This window comes from Paraglaciecola hydrolytica, assembly GCF_001565895.1.
Classification (GTDB): domain Bacteria; phylum Pseudomonadota; class Gammaproteobacteria; order Enterobacterales; family Alteromonadaceae; genus Paraglaciecola; species Paraglaciecola hydrolytica.
In genome coordinates this window covers 372682-393440 of record NZ_LSNE01000007.1, presented here as the reverse complement: position 1 = coordinate 393440, position 20759 = coordinate 372682, and the positions used below count along the sequence as shown (strand labels likewise).

At 42.7% G+C, this 20759-nt stretch carries 20 protein-coding genes; 10 read left to right on the top strand and 10 right to left on the bottom strand.

Annotation, left to right across the window (positions count from 1 at the left end; translation table 11 throughout):
- Positions 1 to 24 precede the first annotated feature (24 nt).
- From AX660_RS15485 to AX660_RS15470, 4 genes are all read left to right on the top strand, one after another.
- Entirely contained in the window at positions 25 to 684 is a 660-nt protein-coding gene (locus tag AX660_RS15485; RefSeq protein WP_068378526.1) for a glutathione S-transferase family protein, read from the top strand.
- A gap of 81 nt (positions 685 to 765) precedes the next feature.
- Entirely contained in the window at positions 766 to 960 is a 195-nt protein-coding gene (locus tag AX660_RS15480; protein WP_068378525.1) for a CPXCG motif-containing cysteine-rich protein, read from the top strand.
- A 92-nt stretch (positions 961 to 1052) separates the two neighbouring features.
- The gene (locus tag AX660_RS15475; RefSeq protein WP_068378523.1) at positions 1053 to 1730 is read left to right on the top strand and encodes a mechanosensitive ion channel domain-containing protein; all 678 of its coding nucleotides are present in this window, start codon (positions 1053 to 1055) and stop codon (positions 1728 to 1730) included.
- On the top strand, positions 1730 to 2725 hold the full coding sequence (locus tag AX660_RS15470; RefSeq protein WP_235594755.1) for a hypothetical protein: 996 nt from the start codon (positions 1730 to 1732) through the stop codon (positions 2723 to 2725). The genes AX660_RS15475 and AX660_RS15470 overlap by 1 nt, the downstream gene beginning before the upstream one ends.
- Positions 2726 to 2782: 57 nt before the next feature.
- Here the strand turns inward: AX660_RS15470 and AX660_RS15465 are convergent, their stop codons facing one another.
- The gene (locus tag AX660_RS15465; protein WP_068378521.1) at positions 2783 to 4180 is read right to left on the bottom strand and encodes a PhoH family protein; all 1398 of its coding nucleotides are present in this window, start codon (positions 4178 to 4180) and stop codon (positions 2783 to 2785) included.
- 377 nt (positions 4181 to 4557) lie between these two features.
- Between AX660_RS15465 and rapA the strand changes: the two genes are divergently transcribed.
- The 4 genes from rapA (at position 4558) to AX660_RS15445 (ending at position 9419) form a co-directional block, all read left to right on the top strand.
- On the top strand, positions 4558 to 7389 hold the full coding sequence (gene rapA / locus AX660_RS15460) for an RNA polymerase-associated protein RapA (protein WP_068378520.1): 2832 nt from the start codon (positions 4558 to 4560) through the stop codon (positions 7387 to 7389).
- On the top strand, positions 7389 to 8045 hold the full coding sequence (rluA, locus tag AX660_RS15455; RefSeq protein WP_068378519.1) for a bifunctional tRNA pseudouridine(32) synthase/23S rRNA pseudouridine(746) synthase RluA: 657 nt from the start codon (positions 7389 to 7391) through the stop codon (positions 8043 to 8045). The genes rapA and rluA overlap by 1 nt, the downstream gene beginning before the upstream one ends.
- 63 nt (positions 8046 to 8108) lie before the next feature.
- A complete protein-coding gene (locus AX660_RS15450) occupies positions 8109 to 8954 on the top strand; it encodes a DUF3530 family protein (protein ID WP_068378518.1) in 846 nt (281 codons plus the stop codon).
- A gap of 132 nt (positions 8955 to 9086) precedes the next feature.
- Positions 9087 to 9419, top strand: a complete 333-nt coding sequence (locus AX660_RS15445; protein WP_068378516.1) for a hypothetical protein — start codon at positions 9087 to 9089, stop codon at positions 9417 to 9419.
- A gap of 13 nt (positions 9420 to 9432) precedes the next feature.
- Here the strand turns inward: AX660_RS15445 and AX660_RS15440 are convergent, their stop codons facing one another.
- The 8 genes from AX660_RS15440 to rppH form a co-directional block, all read right to left on the bottom strand.
- On the bottom strand, positions 9433 to 10797 hold the full coding sequence (locus AX660_RS15440; protein WP_068378514.1) for an AmpG family muropeptide MFS transporter: 1365 nt from the start codon (positions 10795 to 10797) through the stop codon (positions 9433 to 9435).
- Positions 10798 to 10890: 93 nt separating this feature from the next.
- Positions 10891 to 11847 carry a GGDEF domain-containing protein gene (locus AX660_RS15435; RefSeq protein ID WP_068378512.1) on the bottom strand — a complete coding sequence of 319 codons (957 nt, stop codon included), beginning with the start codon at positions 11845 to 11847 and terminating at the stop codon, positions 10891 to 10893.
- Between the two features lie 15 nt (positions 11848 to 11862).
- On the bottom strand, positions 11863 to 12873 hold the full coding sequence (locus tag AX660_RS15430) for a response regulator (RefSeq protein WP_068378510.1): 1011 nt from the start codon (positions 12871 to 12873) through the stop codon (positions 11863 to 11865).
- Positions 12874 to 12900: 27 nt separating this feature from the next.
- Entirely contained in the window at positions 12901 to 13734 is an 834-nt protein-coding gene (locus AX660_RS15425; protein ID WP_068378508.1) for a thymidylate synthase, read from the bottom strand.
- Positions 13735 to 13761: 27 nt separating this feature from the next.
- Positions 13762 to 14598: a prolipoprotein diacylglyceryl transferase gene (lgt, locus tag AX660_RS15420; protein ID WP_068378506.1), complete on the bottom strand. Its 837-nt coding sequence runs from the start codon at positions 14596 to 14598 to the stop codon at positions 13762 to 13764.
- A gap of 10 nt (positions 14599 to 14608) precedes the next feature.
- Positions 14609 to 15409: a sulfite exporter TauE/SafE family protein gene (locus AX660_RS15415; protein WP_068378505.1), complete on the bottom strand. Its 801-nt coding sequence runs from the start codon at positions 15407 to 15409 to the stop codon at positions 14609 to 14611.
- A 33-nt stretch (positions 15410 to 15442) separates the two neighbouring features.
- On the bottom strand, positions 15443 to 17731 hold the full coding sequence (gene ptsP / locus AX660_RS15410) for a phosphoenolpyruvate--protein phosphotransferase (protein ID WP_068378504.1): 2289 nt from the start codon (positions 17729 to 17731) through the stop codon (positions 15443 to 15445).
- 6 nt (positions 17732 to 17737) lie between these two features.
- The gene (rppH, locus tag AX660_RS15405) at positions 17738 to 18268 is read right to left on the bottom strand and encodes an RNA pyrophosphohydrolase (RefSeq protein ID WP_068378503.1); all 531 of its coding nucleotides are present in this window, start codon (positions 18266 to 18268) and stop codon (positions 17738 to 17740) included.
- An 84-nt stretch (positions 18269 to 18352) separates the two neighbouring features.
- Between rppH and AX660_RS15400 the strand changes: the two genes are divergently transcribed.
- A complete protein-coding gene (locus AX660_RS15400; RefSeq protein ID WP_082768939.1) occupies positions 18353 to 19054 on the top strand; it encodes a lysoplasmalogenase in 702 nt (233 codons plus the stop codon).
- Entirely contained in the window at positions 19041 to 19715 is a 675-nt protein-coding gene (gene mutH, locus AX660_RS15395) for a DNA mismatch repair endonuclease MutH (RefSeq protein WP_068378502.1), read from the top strand. Before AX660_RS15400 ends, mutH begins: the two co-directional genes overlap by 14 nt.
- Here the strand turns inward: mutH and AX660_RS15390 are convergent.
- Positions 19712 to 20713, bottom strand: coding sequence for an alpha/beta fold hydrolase (locus AX660_RS15390; protein ID WP_068378500.1), 1002 nt, complete (start codon positions 20711 to 20713; stop codon positions 19712 to 19714). The two genes, mutH and AX660_RS15390, sit on opposite strands and share 4 nt — an antisense overlap.
- Positions 20714 to 20759: the final 46 nt, after the last annotated feature.

Genomic DNA, 20759 nt, shown 5'->3' with positions numbered 1-20759 from the left:
ACTTAGCCTTTGCAGGGGAATAACATGATGACGCTTTACGGATTTGATGTGAGCAATTATTACAATATGATTAAGCTCGCTCTTGCTTATAAAAATATTGAATATAAAAAAGTAGTAGTTTATCCCAATCAGAGTGCAGAATTTTTAGCACTCAGCCCTATGGGCAAAGTACCTATGTTACAAACTGAACAGGGTTGCCTGTGTGAAAGTAGTGTGATTCTTGAATATATTGACAGCACTCATCCCTCACCTGCAATTTACCCCGCCGATCCCTTTGCCGCTGCCAAAGTGAAAGAACTGGCTAAGATTTGCGAACTCTATTTAGAATTACCCGCACGACGCTGTTATCCAGAAGTGTTTTTTGGTCAACATGTCAGCTTAGAAACTAAAAAAGAAGTGAAACGTACCTTATTTAAAGGCATGGAGGCCTTAGTTCGTGTAGCCAAATTTGAACCTTACTTAGCCGGCAATGAATTTAGCGCAGCTGATATTTTCTTTTTATATTGTGCTGAGATGGCGGTCATAGTGGCTAAAAAGGCCTTTGAAATCGATCTATTAGCATTAGCTCCAGGTGGCAAAGAATTATTAAGCATTTTAAAAGACATGCCCTTAGTGCAGCAGATAGCCGAAGATAGAAAACTGGCAGATATTGAATTTAAAAAATATATTGCGAGTCTGAACTAATAATCCTCAGTTTCTGGTCTATGGTAAAAGAAGCATCATCGAAGTGCTTCTTGACCTACTCAGTTTTTAAAAGGATTAAATATGAGTTTGACCACCAATACTGAATTTAGCTGCCCTTACTGCATGGAAATAAATGATATCGAAGTTGATGCAGATAACGATTTAAACCAACAGCAGATTGTCGATTGTCAGGTTTGTTGTAGCCCCATAGAAATCACGATTACTAGCGGCATTCATGATGAATTTAATATACTGGCGATGACAGACTGCGAATAGACACACGCTTAATTAGCCTGAAACGATACAACTTACACTCATGCCCTTAATGCATTAGACTTTAACTATCCCTTTTTGACAGCTCTACGTTTATGCAATTTGAATCAATTTTAATAGAAGTACTGGCATGGGTTTCCTCTCATAAAACCAACTTGCTCGGCACCTGCCTAGCCTTAATCGGTTATGTGCTTATCACGCGGATTACCCTGCCTCGCTTAACTAAATATACTGACGATGGTGGTTTTCGAAGCGAACAAGTCACCAAGGCTTATCATATGGTCAGGTTGGTTACTGCTACCCTTACTATTGCGGTTATCTTATTATTTTGGGGCATTGATTTTAGCGGCCTACTGATATTTTCGACCTCCATCATTACCTTATTAGGGGTGGCACTGTTTGCCAGTTGGTCGATTTTAAGCAATGTAACTTCATTTTTTATTATGTTGTTCCACACCTCATTCCGACGCGGAAACTATCTGCGTATTATCGACGGCGATAACTATATAGAAGGTTATATCGCGGAGCTGGGCTTGATGAATACCAAGTTAACTACCAGCAATAATGAACATGTTATCTATCCTAATAACCTCTTATTAGCCCGCCCAATTTTTGTAAATCCCAATCGCAAGCTCAATGAAATGGGTAAAATTACCGATAGCCTGAATAATACTAATGTTGTGATCAGCGAAGATGATGTTGAGCTCAAAGGGCAAACACCTTTGGCTGCGAACCAAAGTCAGCTAATAAGCGAGGATAAAAAACCAGCCTAATGTTAAAACTTACTACGCTAATACTACCTATCACCATCATCAAAACAAAAAATGCGTTAAGTTTGGCGGGTCTAGTGGTGTTGATGGTATTAACGAGTTTTGCCCATGCCGAGCAACTCGCGTATAGCAAACGTAAACAAACAACAGGTTTGCATTATAGTTATCAGTGGCAGGACAGTTTTAAGCAAACTCAAAACCTTGAATTTACCATGCCAATCAAACAACAAGGGCAATACAGCCACAAGCGTTTTGTGAACAATTTAGCCCAACAATATGTTTATATCGAATTACTCAAAGCCGCACGACAAATTGATCCTCGGGAAGCACGTATCAATATTCGTCGGCGTACGCAAAATAACATTGAAATCGAAGTAAGCAGTCGTTCAGACCAGATGTTAACAAAATGGCGAAACGCCATGAATGAAAGTCAAGATGACGCTTTTGACAACTATCTTAGTGATAATTATTACAGCCGTTTTATATCTTATCTCGGTAAAGAAGCGATAAAACCAGATCACCTGCGTTACATCAACGAAAATAAAGTCCCCCTATTACCTGTGGCTCAAGCTATATATGACACTTTGCCACTGAATACTGAATCGCGTATTTACGTAAATTTATTGCTCAGCTGGGTACAGAGTATTCCTTACAATGAACTAGAAGACCGCACTACATCTAATGGTGCAGGTTATTTACCACCACTAGGCGTAATAACCAATAATCAGGGAGATTGTGATAGTAAATCTGTATTAATGGCGAGCTTGATCCGCTCCTTACTACCAGATGTCCCTATGGTGATGATCTATTTACCAGAACACGCTTTACTGGGTATCAGTATGCCTCATCGCAGCGATGAACCTACCTATACATTTGAAGGAATTGACTACTTATTAATGGAGCCAACCGGCCCTGCAGTGATGCCCATTGGAACCATTGGTGATAAAAGTAGAAGTGATATTACTAGTGGTTTATACAGCTATGAGCATATTCGTTAAAAAAGTGCCTATGACACACCGTATCAAGGCACCTTGAGATATTTTTACTCAGCTAGTTTAAAGCTGCTCTTCAGCAAACTCCGCCAAACGACTGCGTACTACACCATCTAAGTTAATCGTGGCACTGCCAGAAAAGTTTTTAAACTTCTCTACCAGATAAGTTAAACCCGAGGTTACCGCGCTCAAGTAATTACTATCAATTTGCGCTAAGTTACCACTGCAAATTAACTTAGTACCTTCACCACAACGAGTAATGATGGTTTTAAGTTGTGAAGCCGTTAGGTTTTGTGATTCATCCAAAATAACGATGGCATTTTGAATGCTGCGCCCACGCATAAAGTTAACGGATTTAAACTGAATATTGGCTTTTTCCATAATGTAACTCATGGAGCCTTTAACGTTTTCATCGTGTTTATGCAGCACCTCTAAACTATCGGTGATGGCGGCTAACCAAGGTGCCATTTTCTCTTCTTCGGTACCAGGTAAAAAGCCGATGGACTCAGCAATTTCAGGGGTACTGCGGGTGACGATAATTTTATCGTACATGTTTTTCTCAACCACCATTTCTAGTGCTGCGGCCAGGGCCAGCAAGGTTTTACCACTGCCTGCTGGGCCGGTTAAAATCACTAGATCAATGTGAGGATCAAGCAAAGAATGCAAACTCATGGCCTGGGCGATATTTTTTGGGGTAATGCCCCACGCACGACGTCCCATTAAACGCTCAAAACCCAAATCTAATACTTCTAGATGGTTTTCACTGATCGACTCCACTATGCCAGCAAACTTGCCATCTTCGTCGATGAGATATTCGTTAATATACGCATCAGGCAGCACTTTACGCTCAATCGTATGTATGGTGTCGCGCCCTTCTGTACGGCTATCTACCGACTTAACTTGGCTCCAAAATTCACCACTAAATTTATGGTAACCCTTAGATAAAAATTTAATATCACTGACCATTTGATCGGTGCGATAGTCTTCAACCAAAGCCAATCCTGCACCTTTGGCTTTAAGGCGCATATTGATATCTTTAGTCACCAGTACCACTTGGCGTGGTGCGAATTGTGTTTGCAGATGCAAGGCGCTATTTATAATGCGGTTATCATTTTCATTGCTGGTAAAAACGTGTTTATCAACAGGTAAACCATGATCAACAAAAATAGAAAGATTGCCCGTTGGTGCGGTATCACCAGCACCTAAGCCCCTCATTGTGACACCTTCGACCATTTGCTCCGGCGTAGCATCGTGCAGTAAATCTTCCATGGCGCGAATAGATATACGTGCATCACGAGCGACATCTTTTTTACTGTCTTTAATGTAATCAAGCTCTTCGAGTACCGTCATAGGTACTACAACGTCATTTTCTTTAAAGGATAAAAAGGCGAGAGGTTCATGTAGGAGTATATTGGTATCTAACACATAAATTTTGGTATCTAGTGCTGCTTTTTTTGGCATCCGTCTCTCCGCATCAGTGGGACTAAAGTATCTGCCGCTTGTGTAGTTTTTGTTACGCACTCAGATCGGATTTACTGCCTACCCCTGTACTTTACCAAACACACAAACACAGACCAGTTCAAATCAACAATAAACCACTTTTTACGCATATTCATCTACTTTTAAACGATGCCGCTGAATTTATTTTCGAGAAATTTTGACTTAGGCGCAGGTAAGCTAATTTAATTTTGTTACAATGACCGCCCTGACGCACAGCGCAGGACCCCAATCAAGTAACTCACTGAGTCACAAACTTCAGATTGAACACAGCAATTTACCTTTAGCAGGCTATTCTAAGGTTTATATCAGCGTATTTTTTAAGGGAAACCATTAGCACTATGGCGAAACAACAACTTTTTGCATTGGGACAACGTTGGTTGAGTGATACCGAAACCGATTTGGGCTTAGGTACCATCATTTTACTGGATATGCGTACTGTCACCGTGTTGTTTCCGGCCACTGGCGAAACCCGCGTGTATGCCGCGCAATCAGCGCCTCTCACTCGTATTCAATTTGAAGCGGGCGACACCGTAAAAAGCCACGAAGGTTGGGAATTATTAGTCGAACAGGTCACTGAACAAAACGGTCAACTCAGTTATCAAGGTACACGTTTAGATAAAAAAACTTCTGTGGTACTCAAAGAAACTTTTATCGATCACCACTTTCAGCTCAATCAACCCGAGCAACGACTGTTTAACGGCCAGTTTGATCATCCCAAATGGTTTGATTTACGTGAGCAATGCCTCAACCATCAATTTAACCACAGCGTATCGGACTTATTAGGTTTTGTGGGCGCGCGAGTTGATCTTATTCCTCATCAGTTGCACATCGCCTCTGAAGTGGGTCGCCGTCATGCACCTCGGGTATTACTAGCCGATGAAGTAGGCCTAGGTAAAACCATCGAAGCGGCCTTAATTATTCACCAACAAATTCTAACAGCCAGAGCGCAACGAGTTTTGATTGTGGTGCCTTCGAGTTTGGTGCATCAGTGGTTGGTAGAAATGTTACGTCGTGTCAACTTGGCCTTTTCAGTATTTGATGAAGAACGCTGCGAAGCCATGGCCGAAGACGCCAGCAACCCCTTTGAAGCTGAACAGTTAGTGATCTGTAGTTTAGATTTTTTAACGCATAACAGCCGTTATTATCAACAAGCTATAGAGGCTCAATGGGATTTAATGGTGGTTGACGAAGCCCACCATCTTAAATGGTCACAAGGTCAACCATCACAAGAGTATCAGGTGATCGAAGGTTTAGCCGAAGTCACTAAAGGGGTATTATTATTAACCGCCACTCCTGACCAATTAGGCCACGAAAGCCATTTTGCACGTTTACGTTTACTCGATCCTGCACGTTTTCACGACTATCAGCGTTTTGTGCAAGAAGAACAACAATATAGCCAGTTAGCTAAAGCCATCACTCCCTTATTAAGTGGCAAGACACTGAGCGAAGAAAACCTAAGTGCGATTGCACAGTTTGCCGACGCACAGATGCTCAGCGGTATTAATCAGGCCACTAGCGAACAAAAAACTAAACTTTTACATACCTTGTTAGACAGACATGGCACTGGGCGCATGTTGTTCAGAAACAGTCGTGCCGGCGTCAGTGGGTTTCCTGAGCGCCAACTTATCAGTCAGGCTTTAAAACAACCGCTCGAATACAAAGTTTTACTCGACTTAGAGCCAGAAAATTTACAATTACATTTAACCCCAGAGCGCCATCCAGATGTGGTGAATACTTGGGTTAACTTTGATCCTAGAGTTGATTGGTTTATCGATAAACTGAAATCGCTAAAAGGTGAAAAGGTCCTGACTATTTGTGCCAGCGCCGCTACCGCCATGCAACTATCAGAAGCCTTGCGTGTAAAAGCGGGGATCCGTTCTACCGTCTTCCACGAAGGCATGAGCATAGTGGATCGCGACAAAGCGGCGGTATATTTTTCGCAAACCGAAGAAGGTGCGCAGGTACTCATTTGTAGCGAAATAGGCAGCGAAGGGCGTAACTTCCAGTTTGCCCATCATTTAGTTTTGTTTGATTTACCCCGCGTGCCTGATTTACTCGAACAGCGTATTGGCCGCTTAGATCGTATTGGGCAAAAACACGATGTCAGTATTCATGTACCTTATTTTGATTTAAGCGCACAGCAGATACTGCTTGATTGGTATCATCGGGGGCTTAATGCCTTTGAGCAAACCTGCCCTACCGGCATGATAGTGTTTGAAGAAACGCAAGAACTGCTACACGAATGCCTGCAAAGCCCAGAGGATGAAACACTTTATCAACAGCTGATCAATCAAACTGCACAGTTGCATAAAGAGCTTAAGGCTAAACTTGAGCAAGGCAGGGATAAATTATTGGAACTGAATTCTTCCGGCCACGGCCGTGTAGAAGGATTCTTAACTCATATCCTTGAGGCAGAAGAGTCTCCTACTCTTGAACTTTTTATGACTAAATTGTTTGATGCTATTGGTGTCTTGCAAGAAGAAAAAGACGAAAGCTGCTATTTGCTACGCCCGACGGAAACCATGCTCAGCCCATTACCCGGCCTTGATGAAGAAGGCATGACGGTAACCTACGAGCGCACTACAGCAACTCGGGTCGAACAGGCTCACTTTTTGAGTTGGGATCACCCGATGATCACTCACGCAATGGACATGATGACCACCGAAGTCGTAGGTAAAAGTTCGATAGGTTTGTGTCAGGACAAGAGCCTGCCGCCAGGTGCTTATTGGCTAGAATGTTTATTTGTACTCTCAGCGAAAGCTGAAAAGAGTTTACAACTGACACGCTTTTTACCCCCAACTCCAGTCAAAATTTGTTTAAATGCCAAATTACAGGAAGACAACAAGCAGTTTTTCAGAATTGAGCCCGTATCAGGCAAGATGGGTAATCAACTGATCAATGCCCTGCGCAATCAGATTGTGGGGGTCTTAGAAAATGCCCAGCAACAAGCCGAACAGCGCGGCATTGTTATCAAACAACAACGGCAAAAGCAGATGCATACACTGTTAGGTGATGAGCTGGCCAGATTACAAAGTTTACAGCAGGTCAACCCAGCCATTAGACCAGAAGAAATAGAGCACTTGGCCAAACAAATCGGCAGCTTAGATGAGTTGATAAGCAATGCTAAACTGCATTTAGAAGCAGTACGTTTGGTAGTCAATAATCCTTAATGGCGCTGTTAAACTACGCGCCCCCCCTTGAGCCTTATCTGAGTATCCTTTATCAAGACAACGATATAGTGGTATTAGATAAGCCAAGTGGTTTATTAAGTGTACCGGGCAAAGCAAAAGAACACGCCGACTCACTGCAAACCAGAGTACAGCGAGTATTTCCGACAGCTACTGTGGTTCACCGCTTAGATATGGCCACCTCAGGTATTATGGTAATGGCGATGAACAAAGCCGCTCACCGCCATCTGTCTCGCCAGTTTGAATTACGTCAGACTCAAAAGACTTATCAAGCACTTATTTTCGGCTCCCCCGCAAGCAACTCGGGGGAGATTGATTTACCACTCATTTGCGACTGGCCAAACCGTCCCAAACAAATGGTAGATATGCAGCTCGGTAAAAAAGCCCTGACCCGTTGGCAACTTATAGAACGAGGTGAACACAGCTGCCGAGTTGAGCTTTCTCCTGTGACTGGTCGCTCCCACCAACTTAGAGTACACATGCTCAGTATGGGTCACCCTATCATTGGCGATCGTCTTTATGCTCATCCGCAAGCCTTAGCTTTGGGTAAACGCCTGCATCTGCACGCCACTACCTTAGGATTTAGTCACCCAACGACGGGGCAAATTCAACAGTTTCGTAGTAAGGTACCGTTTTAAACACCCCTCAAGTCTACGAATATTTTTCCGATACAGAAGCGATAACTACCATTATAGGTTAACGTGAACTTCCGACTATTGCTCTGCATTGTAGTGTTTTTACACAGTATCACTGTGGCCGCGGCTGTGGATAAACAATTGTTGCACGACTTAGATTTACGCCGTGCACTGTTTAGTGATGAATACAGCATTCTCGATGTGGCGGGGCAGGAAATGCTGGTAATAATCAATGAAAATACCACGGCAATTTCTAGAGGCACAGCTTTACTGGTAACCGACAATGGTATGTCCATCAACAGCCAACAAGGTTTAGCGCCTTTGGTTAAACAACTGATAGATTTAGGTTGGGTCACCATGTTAATACCCAGCCCTTCCAGTGATTTATTTCTGCCTGAAGAAATCGTCATTGAGCCAGATAATGCCAATCCCCCTCCCCTCCTTTCAATCAAGGCTTCTGTCAGTCAATTAAACCAGCAAGTTTTTGATGAACATCTAGAGCGTGTAAGCCTTAACATGCAAGCTGCACTGGAAAAAGCCCAAGAATATCCGGGTTTTGTATTAGTGATAGCGCAAGGCACCAGCGCCGCTACTCTTGCGCAACTTTATGCCGAACAAAAACTCGCAAGCCCCGATGCCTTTGTGGTTATCAGCCCCTATTGGCCAGACCGCAAATTTAACAATCAACTTGCGAGTTTTCTGGCAAACACGCCAATGCCGGTGCTCGATATTTACAGTAAGTGGGATAATAGCTGGAGCCAAGCGAGCATTAAGGCACGTAAAGTGGCTGCTATTCGAGCTTTAAAACTGCAGTATCGGCAGAGGGAAATTGTTGGTGTAGGTTTAGTTCAACAACCTGCCACTTATGTGAGTAAAGAAATTTATGGCTGGCTCAGTCATATGGGTTGGTAATCCGCAATATAATAAATTACATAAACCGGATAGGATAAATATATTTTATTCTACCAATAGTTTTGCAGAAAAATAAAAAAATTGGAACTATAATTAGGGCAGTTTCAATTCTGATGTAGAACTCCAAGAATCGTGCCTACTGTCGAAAAATTTGTTGATAAAAAAGCTAAGCAACTCGCATTTTATGTGCAAGCTTATCTTGCCCAGCAAATAAACTACTCAGAACTCGATTTGTTTTTTTGGGATACCATGGAAGAGTGGGCACAGATTGAACACGGCAAACAACTTCCCTACGGTAAAAACGAAAAAGTATTTTGGCATTTAATGCATCAAATCCATTTTTGGCCCCAGCATAGTCTGTTACACGATAGTTATCTGCGAGGTGAGTTAGCAACCTGTGTTGATTTTTTACAAGGTGCTGGCCAATACCCCTTCCCTATTGATTGTGTGGGTATACGTCCCTAATCCAAAGCAACATTTAGCTCCCTGGTGATTCACCTCGTTCTAAGCGCGCGATATGCCCGCGGATTGACCATAAGAATAGCAAACTCGGAATAACCATGGCTGCAGTCAAGATGAAAAACCCACTCCAATTACCGTCCATCCAATCCACCAAAAAACCACTGCTTGAGGCCATAAAGGTTCTGCCTAATACTCCCAGCGAAGCCATTAACGCGTATTGTGAAGCCGAAAAAGCCTGATTACACAGCAGTGAAATAAAGGCCACCAAAGCCACTGAACTCCAGGCTGCGGTAAATCCATCGACAAATATGGTGGCTGCATATAAGGCTTTATCCGGCCCCACTTGCGCCATCAAGGCAAACATTAAATTGCTCGCTGCCATGGCAATACCACTCACCATTAAACCTCGATAAATCCCATAACGAATATTGACCATGCCGCCTAGTACGGAAAATACTATGGTTATCCACCAAGTCATCAGTTTTGAATAACTGCCAATATCACTATTGGTGAAACCCAGTTCTTTATAAAAAACGATACTCATTCTGCCTAAAAAGGCCTCACCAATCTTAAACAAAAAGATAAACAACAAAATAGACAAGGCAAATTTGAAAGTATTACGCTGAAAAAAATCGCGAAAGGGTTCCACCAAAGTCACCAATAACCAATTGACTACTTTCTGCCTAACACTGACTAAGCCACCATTGGCTGCTTGCCACTGTGCGTAGGCTTTAGCTGCAACTTGTTGACGGTATTCACGATCTGTAACAGGCTCCTCTGCGGCAAGCACCACAAGAGACAATAAAGCCATAATGCCAGCCAGCACAAAATAGATTTCAGACCACAACCAATTAGGAAGATCAGCAATAAAAAACGGAATAGCTCCTAAACCACCAAAACCTGTCCACCACCCCGCAGTAGCCATTGCGGAGGCCGCTGACAACTTGTCTTTTTCATGTGGTTTAATAACATCAATGCGATACGCATCTATGGAAATATCTTGAGTAGCAGAAAACAAAGCAATAGAAAAACCAACCAAACCTGCCAACAATAACTGCTCTTTAACCGGCACCACCGCCAAACCAATACAAGCCAATACAATAAGTATTTGGGTGCATAAGATCCATCCGCGGCGTTGCCCTAAAAAAGGCGGTTTTATTCTATCCAGTAAAGGGGACCATAAAAAGTTTATCGAATAAGCAATAAACATTGAGCCAAATAAACCGATAGAAGAGCGACTCAAACCTGACTCCTGCAACCACGCAGCTAAGGCTGAGCCAATCATGACCCAAGGAAAACCACTAGCAATCCCAAATAAAAAGATGAAGAGCAGACGTTTGTCTTTGTAACACAGCAGAGTTGATTTAAATGTGTGGTTCACGGCTAAAACATTAGTGAAATCATCAGCCTATTGGATCATGTTCGAGGGGGATAAGCAATGAAATATTAGGCATAAGTACTACACTAATACAGCTTATTCACCCGCGACCACGACCTTATTACGACCTGATAATTTTGCTCTATATAAAGCCTGATCGGCAGCTTCCAGCCATTGCACATGATCTTTGAATTTTTGCTCAAAACCAGCGATGCCCACACTGATGGTAAACTTTATTTCATGCTCTTCATGCACCACTGTGTATTTTTCAACTAAGCGACGGATCCGTTCGGTTAAAAACTCTACATTGGCGACGGGTGTATCGGGTAATAAAATAGCAAACTCTTCACCACCATAACGCCCACAAACATCAGTTTCACGGGAGGCTTTTTGGATCAATTTCGCCAAGGCTCGGATGACATCATCACCGGCAGGATGACCGTAGTTATCATTGACCTTTTTAAAGTGGTCGATATCTATCATGACTACACTGGCGGGTTTATCGTTACGTTTCTCGCGTTTAAATTCCAGTTCAAACTGCTCTTCCCAATAACGACGATTAAACAAACCGGTTAAACCATCTACTCGACTCACTTTTTCCAACTCTTTGTTTAAGGTCTGGATCCCCAAGCGGTTTAATGCTTCATCAGTGACGTCGTAGACCACAATACAGATTTGTTCTACTTGGCCACTTAATGATGCCAGCGGAAAGATGGTGATATTTTGATACATATGCTCACCATGAGAGGTGATGGGTCTATTGGTACCAAATTTAAACAAATAAGGTCGTTGTTCCCAGATGACAAATACTGGGCAACGGAGAGAAAATGCCGGTTCGGCTTTACGTATTAACCAATTTTTATCAATCTCGGGAAAAAATTCAAAGATACTTTTATCTTTGATAAATCCAGGCACTATGTTGCTATGGTTTTCCATAAATTGGTTCCATACCTGCACTTCATAGTTTTTGTTAAGTACAACAATTCCTATTTCGATGGATCCAAGTAAGTCATGTTTCCAGTGCATTTCGGCAAGGGTCGAATCAACTGCCATAATAGAGCCTTAAGATTATAATTTAACCAATTTATGTAAAATCAAATCAATGGATTGATTTGGAAACAGTAACAACAAATCAAAGTTTATATTTTGAGCTTTAATTGAATATGCAATTTCTATCGCCAAAATCTTATCTTGTTTTTTAATATTACTTTTTAAGATGTCATCCAAATCACAATGCCTGCCTAAGATGATGGGATGGTTATGACTAAAAGTAACATGCAGTTGCTCTGATAAAGCATTTAAACAGGCACCAATTAGAATATTCGAAATATCCATCAAAGCTTCCAGTTCTAGGCTCTCTGGGTTGTTTGCCTCATCGTACTTTAAGAGTTTTACCATATTGGCAAAATTTGATTCATTGAAGATGACAAGAGCTTCGCCATTAATGCCCGAGCCAATAAAACCTTTTGATACCGCCGAAACACGCTCATTACCATGAATGTCGGTAATCGCCATGTGTAATTCGTTATTGGTAATTAAGTTAACATTGGGAATGGGTAAATTAATAAACTCACCCAACATTTTTGCTAAGCTTTCACCGGCTTGCCCCATCGCCACGTTAGCCATTTCACGATAAGCATCGAGGCTTTCGTCACGGGATTCCATTTCAAAATGTGGTATTGCCTCAACTCTGTTGCTGGCACTTGCGTCACCCGCATATAGGCCAAATTGGTTGAGGATTTCGATAAGTTTGTCATTATCAATGGGCTTGCGAATAAAATCGATGGCGCCCATGCCGATCATTCTGGCTCTGGCTTCAGGCTGTACATCGCCCGAAACAACAATCACCATGGTGGGTAAGTCTTCATCGCGGATTGCCTGCATGGTTTGATAACCATCCATTACCGGCATATTTAAATCAAGAAACATCACATCCGCTTTACCAGCACGGATTAACTCGAGAGCTTGCAAGCCATTTTCTGCATGACTTATTTCAACATCCCAGCCATCAGGAATTGAGCGTTCCATCTGGCGCCGGGCAAAACCAGAATCATCACAAATGAGTACGGGTGTTGTCATACGGCTAGGTTTACCTTCTTACATAAGTTAAATTGCCACCGGCGCTTTGATATGCCCATGAGCCTGATAGTTTTGTAGTTCAAAATCATCAATTTTAAAATCAAAAATATTGTTAATCTCAGGATTTATTACCATAGTAGGCAAAGGAAAAGGTTCTCTACTCAATTGTAATTGCGCTTGTTCTAAATGATTAGAATACAAGTGCGCATCGCCAAAAGTATGAATGAAATCACCCACTTGCAAATTACAGACCTGTGCAATCATCATAGTCAGTAATGCATAACTTGCAATATTAAAGGGTACACCAAGAAAAATATCACCACTACGCTGATAAAGCTGACACGACAACTTGCCGTTTAATACATAAAACTGAAACATAGTATGGCAAGGTGGTAAAGCCTGTCTGCCCTGTTGAGCGTTTTCTCTAGGCGAAAAACGCGTATCAGGCAATACACTAGGGTTCCAAGCGCTGACAATTAACCGTCTTGAGTCAGGATTATTTTTGATCTGCTCCATCAATTCACTGATTTGATCAACCACTTGGCCGTCAGCACCTGTCCAACTACGCCATTGCTGACCGTAAACCGGACCTAATTCTCCATCCTCGGTGGCCCACTCATCCCATATTTTTACGTTATTTTCACTCAAATAACGAATATTGGTTTCGCCTTTGAGAAACCACAGTAGCTCGTGAATAATCGAGCGAAGATGGCATTTTTTAGTGGTCACTAAGGGAAAACCCTGACTCAAATCAAAACGCATTTGGTAACCAAAAACACTGAGAGTACCCGTGCCGGTGCGGTCTTCTTTTTTAATGCCAGTATCCATCACATGGCGCATCAACTGTAAATATTGCTGCATTTCTTAAAATCTCTGCTTGGTTAACAACTAGGCTTTTGCTTTAACTTTATTTTTTACACCAGTGTCTTTGGCGACACTAAGTGGCTGTGTTTTATAAGCCCACAATATTAATAATAAACCACCTAAGACCATGGGTAACGACAATATCTGCCCACGTGAAATAAAGTCTAGGTACAAACCGATATGCTCATCAGGCTCTCGGAAATATTCGATAATAAAACGGAAACTACCATAACCAAGTAAAAACATGCCACCGACAGCCCCTGTAGGCCGCGGTTTGCGAGAAAATAGCCACAAGATCATAAATAACACTACACCTTCCAAGGCAAATTCATAAAGCTGTGAAGGGTGCCGCGGTAGCCCACCAGCATTGGGGAATATCACCGCCCAAGGTACATCTGTAGTACGTCCCCATAATTCGGCGTTCATAAAATTGCCTACCCGTCCAGCGCCTAAACCAATAGGCACTAATGGTGCGACAAAATCTGTCACGGTTAAAAACCCACTATTGGTTTTACGGGCAAACCACCACATGGCGGTAATAACCCCAAGTAAACCACCGTGAAAGGACATGCCGCCGGTCCAAATTTTAAACAGGTATAAAGGGTCATCGAGAAAAGTCGTAAACTGATAAAAGAAAACATAGCCGATGCGGCCACCAAGGATCACTCCAAGAAAACCCCAAAACAACATGTCGCTAAGCTGATCTTTAGTCCAATTAGTGCGGTTTAAGCGTTTACCTGCCAGCCAAAATGCGGCAACAAAACCAATCAAATACATCAGGCCATACCAGCGTAAGCTGACTGGCCCTATGCTAAAAATCACTGGATCAATTTGGGGAAATATAAAATAACTATCATTCATCAGATTTTGTTTATCCTAACAACATACGCAGGCTGACCAAGATCAAAAATCCTGCAAAGATTTTTTTTAATATATGAGTATCAAGCTTTTGGCCCAACTTAACCCCATAGTTGGCTGTCAACATAGACAAGGTGACAATACCCGCCGTCGCAGGTAAATAGACGTAACCAAAGGACCATTGTGGTAGTTCATTGTGCCCCCAGCCCGCCTGAATAAAGCTTAACGAACCAAACAATGCGATAACCAAGCCACAAAACGAAGCACAACCAATCGCTTGGCGTATATTAACTTTATACCAAACTAATGCAGGCACTAAAATAGCGCCTCCACCTATGCCCATCAAGGCCGACAAGATGCCTGTACCTAAACCCACCGAACTTAAATTGACTTTGTTTACTTGATTTTTTGACTCTACACGTTTGCCAAATAACATATATAAAACGATGAGCAGTACCAACACCGCAAACAATTTTTTGAGCCACTCGCCAGGGATCACCGTAGCTAACTGAGCACCAATTATAGCGCCAATGGCAATACCTAAGCCACTGTATATCAAAACAAACCGGTTTAAGTTGCCTAACTTATATTGCGTAAAAGAGGCGGAAAAACTCGTGAAAATAATGGTAGATAAGGACGTCGCTATGGCCATTGGCATAGCGTAACTAAGGCTCACATCTAGTTGATGCATAAACAAATACACCAGCGCAGGCACCATCACTAAGCCCCCGCCAATACCCAAGAGCCCGGCTAATAACCCCACGACAGAGCCCATTAGCAGACACCATAGATAGATACTGATCAGCGCGTCCAATTTTTAGCTATCCCACAACATAATTCAAAATGACTAAATCCCAGCTCTGACTAAGCCGCCAAGCCCGATGGTTTCGAGATATAAATTCACTTCTTGGCGCACATCGCGAGGATTATCTAATTTCAATACCCGCTGCAATAACCACTCAGATTGCTGCAAACTGACATTACGCACCACCCATTTTACTTTGAGCAAGTTATGGTTATTCATGCTCAATTTACGATAGCCCATGGCTAACAGTAGCACTGTCCCAGCCGGTTCACCGGCCAATTCGCCACATACAGTAATGGGAACCTTCAGTTCATTAGCTTGTTGCACTATGCTGTACAACGCTGCCAAAACCGCTGGATGATAGCTGTCATAAAGATCAGCAACCCGCGCATTATTACGATCTACGGCTAATAAATACTGGGTTAAGTCATTGCTACCAACCGAGAAAAAATCCACATGTTTGGCTAATTGCGGTAACTGATAAATAACGGCTGGTACTTCCAACATCACACCAATTTTGGGCGCGACTATCACTTCACCTTTTTCTGCCGCTTCTTCAGATACTTCGTACAGGGCTTGGTTGATCAGACGTTTGGCTTCTTTCACTTCGTTAACCGAGGTGATCATCGGCAACATAATATTAAGATTATCCAAACCAATACTGGCCCGTAACATCGCACGAATTTGTACCAAAAATATCTCGGGATGATCCAAGGTTAAACGTATGCCACGCCAGCCTAAAAACGGATTTTCTTCAGTGATCGGAAAATACGGCAAGGGTTTATCGCCCCCCACATCCAAAGTGCGCATGGTCACTGGTTTGTTGGGCTGAGCCTGCAAAAGGGTACGGTATAATTTGACTTGTTCTTGTTCGGTGGGAAAACGCTCACGCATCATAAACGGAATTTCAGTACGAAATAGTCCAACCCCGTCAGAATAAGGATTATCATTTTTTTCTGCTTCGAGTGATAAACCGGCGTTAACCAACAAACTCATCACACAATTGTCTACTGTGATAGCGGGCAATGTATCTTGAGTTTTTATACGTTCGCTAAGCGCTTGCTCTTCTTGGATCAACAAACCAAATTCATGACGAATAGTCGCGCTAGGTGACACAATCACATCACCGGTATAACCATCGAGCAAAATTTCTTTTTCATTCAGCAGAGAAAAAGGCACATTGGATAAACCCATCACCGCAGGCACACCCATGGCTCTGGCCATGATAGCAGCATGGGAGTTAGTCGAGCCACGCATAGAAATGATGCCGACCAATTTGCTACTTGGAAACTCCGCCAACATGGTTGCCGTGACTTCTTCGGCGATTAAAATAGCGTTATCCGGATATATACGTTTAAGGGCTTTAGCTGCCTCGCCACCTAGTATATTAGCCAGCACTCGATTGCCCATGTCTTCAACGTCTACTGCACGTTCGCGCATATAAGGGTCAGACATGGTTTGAAATTGGCTGATGTAGGTCTCTACCACCATTTTAAGTGAGCTGGGGGCATCCCAACCGGCATTAATTTTTATCTCAACTTCACGCCCCAGACTATTGGCGTCGAGTAAATGATGGTAAAGCTGGAAAATCGCCCTGACATCATCAGGTACTTCACCTTGTATGCGCTCAGATAAAACCGCGACATCTTCACGAGTTTGTTTAACAGCATTGCGATAGAGCAAAACTTGCTGGGTGGCATCTGCATTTCGGCTAGGTACATGGTTACGAATATTCACCAGCATGTTGCTGACATAACCCGTGCCTTTAGCTAAACCTGATGAACCAGGTACACCTTTAAGGGATTTTTGCCAATCTTTAGGAACGTTATGTTCCAATAGATGCACCGAGCCTCTGGCCTTGGCATTAGCAATTTGTGCCGCCAATTGTGTTGCCAAGGTAACTAAAAAGGCTTCTTCATCTTCGCTAAACTTGCGCTTTTTTTTCTGCTGTAGGGTAATGACACCCAATACTTTGCGCTGATGGATGATCGGTGCTCCCAAAAAAGCATGGAATAGATCTTCCTGTACTTCAGCATAATATTTAAAACGGGGATGGGAGGGCGCATCACTGAGGTTGATAGGTTCTTCACGTTGACCGATAAAACCAATTAAACCTTCTGAAAATCCGATAGTTACCTGACCGATAGCTTCTTTTGCTAAACCTTGAGTCGCCACCAACAAAAAATGTTGTTGTTCATAGTTAGCTAAATAAATACTGCAAGAATCAACCTTTAAGGCTTCTATCAAACTATTGGCGAGGCAATTTAAAGCCTCGTCCAAATTGGGCGCTTGATTCACTTCCTGAACAATACGTTTTAGGGTGGTCAACATAGCTTTTTATGCCTTGCGCCGGCGCAGTGATTTATAAGCTTGCGGCTGATTGACAATAGCCAGTTCGGGCATTGCAGTTGGCGCAAATTCTTTCATGACGCGACGATAAACCTCGCGTTTAAACGACACTACATTACGCACCGGATACCAAAAACTCACCCAGCGCCAGTTATCAAATTCAGGATGACTTGAATGTAATAAATCTACGTCTTCTTCTTTACAAGTCAGTTGCAGCAAAAACCATTTTTGTTTTTGCCCAATGCAGACCGGGTTACTCCCTTGTCTTACTAGTCGTTTTGGTAATTTGTATCGCAACCAATTTTTAGTCACGGCCAGAATTTTTACATCTTCTGGTTTTAAGCCCACTTCTTCATGAAGTTCGCGATACATCGTTTGTTCAGCAGTTTCATTTTCATCGATTCCGCCCTGCGGAAACTGCCAGGAATGTTGCCCATAGCGCCTTGCCCAAAATACTTGTCCTAGTTCATTGCAAATTACTATGCCAACATTGGCGCGGAATCCTTCGGCATCAATCACTTAGACTCCCGAGAACTCAATTCTTTAATTGTCTGGCATTCTTCCATAAACTACTGGGCTTTCAAAGGAATAAAACATGTCAAAGTGGCGCAGAATGATTATTTCTATCAACCAGCCTTGGGTTTAAACGATATGACAAACACAGATCAGCGTGGCATTGCTTATTTTTATTGGTTTGCCGCCCTGAGTTACCTTTTCAGCAGTGAATTATTCGCTTACGCTTTACATGGTCTACATAAAGCCATGCCTATTTTATTTTTAGCAGCAAGCAGCTTAATTTTGACTCGTGGCACGCTTCGGCTGTGGTTGGTGTTTGCGCTTTTTGCCAGTAGTTGTGGCGATATGTTGTTAGCCAGCGAATTAGAACAAAGTTTTATATATGGATTAGCCGCCTTTGCTTTTGCTCATTTGTGCTACAGCCTGTGTTTTATACCTTGGTTTTTTTGGTCGACTAAGCCCCTGAAATTTATTGCCTTGTTGCTGGTTGTGTTAGCGTTAGTCTTATTTAAGGTAATACCACAAACAGCAAACTTGCTGATCCCCGTATTAGTTTACATGGCGATAATTTTACTGATGGCTTGTTTGGCCATATTTGCCAAACAAAATACGTATTGGTTAACGCTAGGCGCATTATTTTTTGTACTGTCAGATAGTTTGATCGCCCTGAATAAATTTGTTTTTACCCTGCCTTACGAACACCTGCTGGTGATGGTTACTTATTACCTAGCCCAGTATTGTTTGTTTATCGGCTGTATTAAGCAGGTTAAACATCATGCTGAGCCATAACTCTGAGCCACAAAACCTCAACGAATTAATGACCCGAGCCGCGCAGATTGCCGGCTTAACCCTAGGGGAGCTTGCCACTAAAGCGGGGATTAAAGTACCAGCTAACTTTAAACGGGAAAAAGGTTGGACGGGGCAACTGCTTGAACTTTGTTTAGGTGCCAGCGCTGGTTCTAAAAGCCAACAAGATTTTGCCCATCTGGGTATTGAACTAAAAACCATTCCTATTGATATGAGAGGCAAGCCCCTCGAAACCACCTATGTTTGTTATGCTCATTTAACGCACATTGCAGGCATTGAATGGCATAACTGCAACGTTAAAAACAAACTCAAACAAGTCTTGTGGGTGCCCATCGATGGCAGGCGTGACATAGCCCCAAAAGACCGCATTATTGCCACGCCGTTTTTATGGTCCCCAAGTGTTTTGCAAGATCAGCAGTTACGCCAAGATTGGGAAGAGCTAATGGAATTGATTGCGCTGGGTAAAATTGAAAATATCACCGCCCGCCATGGCCAATTTTTACAACTTCGTCCTAAAGCCGCCGATGGTAGAGCCTTAACCGATGCCATTGGCCCCAACGGCACAATAATTCAAACTCGCCCTCGAGGGTTTTATTTACGCAAGGAGTTTACGCAGCAGATCCTAACAGACGCCTTTCGCTAAGGTTGCGGTGTAGGAAGGGTAAATTGGATCAACTCAATTAATTGTTTTATCTCGGCAAATTGATATAAATGCGCCCTACTTGAGCTCGCAATATAACGACTAGCAGAATGCAAAGAAGTAATATAACGATAGTATTCAACTGCATCTTGCTGCCAAGCCACGAGTCCAGCCCTTGCAACTTCATCTGCTTCAGCATCGATGTATTCACTTTCAAACTCCGTATCTATCACTATAAGTGGCATAGTAGTAGGCCAAGTTGTGGCGGCGGCCGCGTCTAGATCCTCATCATAGATGGCTATTTCATTAAATAAATTAAGTTGATTAGCTATCTTTAGTCTAGCTCGTTGCAGTTTTTCAACATAGTGCCAATCTATGCCCGGCGCACTACCACTTAAGGCCTGTAATAGGGCTAAATCAGTGGCGTTTTTTTGCTCTGTACGAGAGCTATAATTTCCAGCTTGAACATAATCAAGATAAGTGACTAAATTTTGCTTAAAGGGTAAGGCATCGTTTTTATAACGGCTAATAGAAAAAGGCGAGAGCACGTCGGGATCAATCATGATCACCTGTTTAATCGCTTGCTGCTGAGGATGCTTAGCTAAGTACATCTGTACACTGATGTTACTGCTGGCAAAGGCCACGACTAAGGCATCTTTAACCTGCATATGCTCAAAAACCAAAGCAAGATCCTGAGCAAAATGCTGATAACCCACCTTGGCCTGCGGTGTCGCCTCAACCAAACCCGCTCTGTCCAAGGCAATCACTCGATAGGTTTTGGCTAATTGCGGTCCTAACCACGCCCACCACGCTGAATCAGAATGCCAAGTATCAATTGGGCCGGACAATAACACTATGGTAGGTTTGTCTATGTCATTCTCAGTATTCCAACTCTCATAATGCAAACTATGGCCATCAACCTTTAGGGCTTGCGCCAACAATGACTGACAAGCACTGCTTAACATCAATACATAAAACAAGGATTTAAAAATACTGGCCATGGATGATCGTCGAATAGGCTGCTGAGCGATGTTTGAGCTTACGTCA

Excerpts from the sequence above, each read along its gene's own strand:
- AX660_RS15485 (WP_068378526.1), top strand. The coding sequence starts at position 25 with ATGATGACGCTTTACGGATTTGATGTGAGCAATTATTACAATATGATT.
- AX660_RS15480 (WP_068378525.1), top strand. The coding sequence starts at position 766 with ATGAGTTTGACCACCAATACTGAATTTAGCTGCCCTTACTGCATGGAA.
- AX660_RS15475 (WP_068378523.1), top strand. The coding sequence starts at position 1,053 with ATGCAATTTGAATCAATTTTAATAGAAGTACTGGCATGGGTTTCCTCT.
- AX660_RS15470 (WP_235594755.1), top strand. The coding sequence starts at position 1,730 with ATGTTAAAACTTACTACGCTAATACTACCTATCACCATCATCAAAACA.
- AX660_RS15465 (WP_068378521.1), bottom strand. The coding sequence starts at position 4,180 with ATGCCAAAAAAAGCAGCACTAGATACCAAAATTTATGTGTTAGATACC.
- rapA (WP_068378520.1), top strand. The coding sequence starts at position 4,558 with ATGGCGAAACAACAACTTTTTGCATTGGGACAACGTTGGTTGAGTGAT.
- rluA (WP_068378519.1), top strand. The coding sequence starts at position 7,389 with ATGGCGCTGTTAAACTACGCGCCCCCCCTTGAGCCTTATCTGAGTATC.
- AX660_RS15435 (WP_068378512.1), bottom strand. The coding sequence starts at position 11,847 with ATGGCAGTTGATTCGACCCTTGCCGAAATGCACTGGAAACATGACTTA.
- AX660_RS15430 (WP_068378510.1), bottom strand. The coding sequence starts at position 12,873 with ATGACAACACCCGTACTCATTTGTGATGATTCTGGTTTTGCCCGGCGC.
- AX660_RS15425 (WP_068378508.1), bottom strand. The coding sequence starts at position 13,734 with ATGCAGCAATATTTACAGTTGATGCGCCATGTGATGGATACTGGCATT.
- lgt (WP_068378506.1), bottom strand. The coding sequence starts at position 14,598 with ATGAATGATAGTTATTTTATATTTCCCCAAATTGATCCAGTGATTTTT.
- ptsP (WP_068378504.1), bottom strand. The coding sequence starts at position 17,731 with ATGTTGACCACCCTAAAACGTATTGTTCAGGAAGTGAATCAAGCGCCC.
- mutH (WP_068378502.1), top strand. The coding sequence starts at position 19,041 with ATGCTGAGCCATAACTCTGAGCCACAAAACCTCAACGAATTAATGACC.
- AX660_RS15390 (WP_068378500.1), bottom strand. The coding sequence starts at position 20,713 with ATGGCCAGTATTTTTAAATCCTTGTTTTATGTATTGATGTTAAGCAGT.